At 59.5% G+C, this 3,437-nt stretch carries 1 protein-coding gene; it reads right to left on the reverse strand.

Translation table 11 applies throughout. The features are described 5' to 3' along the window. Positions 1–172: 172 nt before the first annotated feature. Positions 173–3,437 (reverse strand): vitamin B12-dependent ribonucleotide reductase (locus tag A2I95_RS28110; RefSeq protein ID WP_291735213.1); only part of this gene is annotated, 3,265 nt, incomplete at its 5' end.

Below are 3,437 nucleotides of genomic sequence, written 5' to 3' on the forward strand. Positions count from 1 at the left end.
GCCAGTTATCACCGGTCAGGCTCCTTCATTGACTGCCCGAAAGTTTTCTTACCTGGGCCTTCGCGGTGTTCAGAACGGGCGCACCCGTTCCTGATAGTGTCAGAAGCAGTTATTCTGCTCCCAGTTTCCGTCTGCGCCACCGAGGGAAAATCAGAGGCGCAGACGGTGTCCTTCAGCTGCAGCCGGAAGTCCCGCCGCAGGTGTTGCACTTCATACAGGTGCCGTTGCGCACCAATGTGTAATTGCCGCATTCGCCGCAGGCTTCGCCCTCATAGCCTTGCATTTTCGCCTTGGCGCGCGCGTCCATGCCGCCACCGGGCTGCACGGTTGCATCACCGGTCTCTGGCACAAGCGACTGCAGCGCGGCAACGGGGTCCGTTCCGGTGCCCAGTGCAGTTGTTTCGGTCTGGCCGCCTTGCAACACCACCAGTTCCTGCGGCAGCCGTTTGCGCAGATAGCCAGTCGAGGAGATTTGCTTCAGCACTTCCAGCGACCGCGAGGCGGCGTTTTCACTCAGCTCGCTCAAGTTCGACACGCCTTCTTCCTCACCGCGGCCAAGGTCGTCGAAACTTGCACCTTCAGGCTTCACATGCGCCAGGTCGGTGCGGTCCAGATAGCTAACCGCAAGTTCCCGGAACACGTAATCGAGGATCGAGGTTGCGTTTTTGATCGAGTCGTTGCCCTGAACCATGCCTGCAGGCTCAAACTTGGTGAAGGTGAAGGCGTCAACAAACTCCTCCAGCGGCACGCCGTATTGCAGGCCGACCGAGACTGCGATGGCAAAATTGTTCATCATAGCCCGGAAGCCAGCACCTTCCTTGTGCATGTCGATGAAGATTTCGCCCAAGGTGCCGTCAGAATATTCACCGGTGCGCAGATAGACCTTGTGACCGCCGACAACCGCCTTTTGGGTGTAGCCCTTGCGGCGCTGCGGCATCTTCTCGCGGTGGCTGCGGACCAGCTCCTTTACCACCACTTTTTCGATGATCTTTTCCGCCAGAACCGTGGCCTTTTCCTGGGTTGAGCCGCTTTCAAGCACCTCCGCAGCCTCGTCGTCATCCTCAACCAGTGCCGCCGCCAGCGGCTGGCTCAGTTTGGAGCCGTCACGGTACAGCGCGTTTGCCTTTACCCCCAGGCTCCAGCTCAGCTCATAAGCCTTTTGGCAGTCTTCGATGGTGGCCGAATTGGGCATGTTGATGGTCTTGGAAATCGCACCGGAGATGAAGCTTTGGGCGGCTGCCATCATGTAGATATGGCTGTCAACACTCAGGAAACGCTTACCTTTCTTGCCGCAGGGGTTGGCGCAATCAAAGATCGCATAGTGTTCCTCCTGCAGATGCGGCGCGCCTTCAAGGGTCATGGTGCCGCAGACATGGTCGTTGGCCGCGTCAATGTCCGCCTTGGTAAAGCCGAGGTGGCGCAGCAGGTCGAAGGTCGGATCGTTCAGCTTGGGCGCCGGGATGCCCAGTACGCCAGTGCAGAAATCCTCGCCCAGGGTCCATTGGTTGAACACAAACCGGATATCAAAGGCCGTTTCCAGTGCAGCGTCCACCTTGGCCAGCTCATTGGGGCCAAATCCGTGACCGGCCAGCGACGTATGGTTGATCCCCGGCGCGTTGCCGATGGAGCCGTGGCCCACCGCATAGGACGCGATCTCCTCGATCTGGGCAGAGCTGTAACCCAGCCCCTCCAGCGCCGACGGAACCGAGCGGTTGATGATTTTGAAATAACCGCCGCCGGCCAGCTTCTTGAACTTCACCAGGGCAAAGTCCGGCTCGATGCCGGTGGTGTCGCAATCCATCACCAGGCCGATGGTGCCGGTCGGTGCAATCACTGTAGTCTGGGCGTTGCGGTAGCCGTGCTTTTCGCCCAGCTCCAACGCCTCATCCCAAGCGCTGGCGGCCAGATCGGCCAGCAGCGCATCCGGGCAATTGGAAATGTCCAGCGGCACCGGTGTGACCGACAGCGCCTCGTAGCCATCCGCGATGCCCTTTGCAGCGTTGCGGTGATTGCGGATCACACGCAGCATGTGATCCGTGTTTTTTGCATAACCCGGGAAGGGCCCAAGTTCTGCCGCGATTTCGGCCGAGGTGGCGTAGGACACGCCAGTCATCAGCGCGGTCAGCGCACCGCACAGCGCCCTGCCCTCATCCGAGTCATAGCTGTAGCCCATGTTCATCAAGAGGCCGCCGATATTGGCATAGCCCAGACCAAGGGTGCGGAAGTCATAGGAGCGCTGTGCGATCTCCTTGGACGGGAACTGCGCCATCATCACCGAGATTTCCAGCGTCAGCGTCCACAGGCGGCAGGAATGCATATAGTCATCCGCCTGGAACAGCCCGCCCTTCAGGAAGCTGAGCAGGTTCAGAGACGCCAAATTGCAGGCGGTGTCGTCCAAGAACATGTATTCTGAACAGGGGTTTGAGCCGCGAATTTCACCGTCTTCCGGGCAAGTGTGCCACTCATTGACGGTGTCGTGGAACTGGATGCCAGGATCGGCGCAGGCCCAGGCCGCATGGCCGACCTTCTCCCATAGGTCGCGGGCTTTGACCACCTTGGCAATCTTGCCGTCGGTACGGTTGATCAGCTGCCAGTCGGCGTCTTTTTCAACCGCGTGCAGAAAGGCGTTGGTGACCCGGATCGAGTTGTTGGAGTTCTGCCCGGAAACGGAGCTGTAGGCCTCGGAGTCCCAATCTGTGTCATAGGTCGGGAACTCGATCGAGGTATGGCCTTGCTTGGCGTAATCCAGCACCCGCTTGACATAGGTTTCCGGGATTGCCACCTTTTTCGCTTCACGGATCGCGCCCTTCAGCCCGGTGTTGACCGCCGGGTCATAGGCATCCGCTTCACCGCCGTCCCAGCCGCGGATCGCCTCGAAAATGCCGTTCAGCATCTTCTCGTGCATCTTTGAGCCTGCGACGATGGAGGCAACCTTCTGCTCCTCCAGAACCTTCCACTCGATGAATTGCTCAATATCCGGGTGATCGGCGTCGACGATCACCATTTTTGCTGCCCGACGGGTTGTGCCGCCTGATTTGATGGCACCCGCTGCACGGTCGCCGATTTTGAGGAAGCCCATCAGGCCAGAGGATTTTCCACCGCCTGACAGCGGCTCGCCTTCAGCGCGCAAATGGGAAAAGTTGGTGCCGGTGCCGGAGCCGTATTTGAACAGGCGTGCTTCGCGCACCCACAGATCCATGATGCCGCCGTCCTTGACCAGATCATCCGAGACCGACTGGATGAAGCAGGCATGCGGCTGGGGGTGTTCATAGGCGCTGTCCGATTTGGTCAGCTTGCCGGTCTTGTAATCGACGTAATGATGGCCCTGCGCCGGGCCGTCGATGCCATAGGCCCAATGCAGACCGGTGTTGAACCACTGGGGCGAATTGGGGGCCGAGCGCTGGGTTGCCAGCATATACCGCATCTCGTCGTAATAG

The organism is Leisingera sp. F5, from assembly GCF_001593695.1.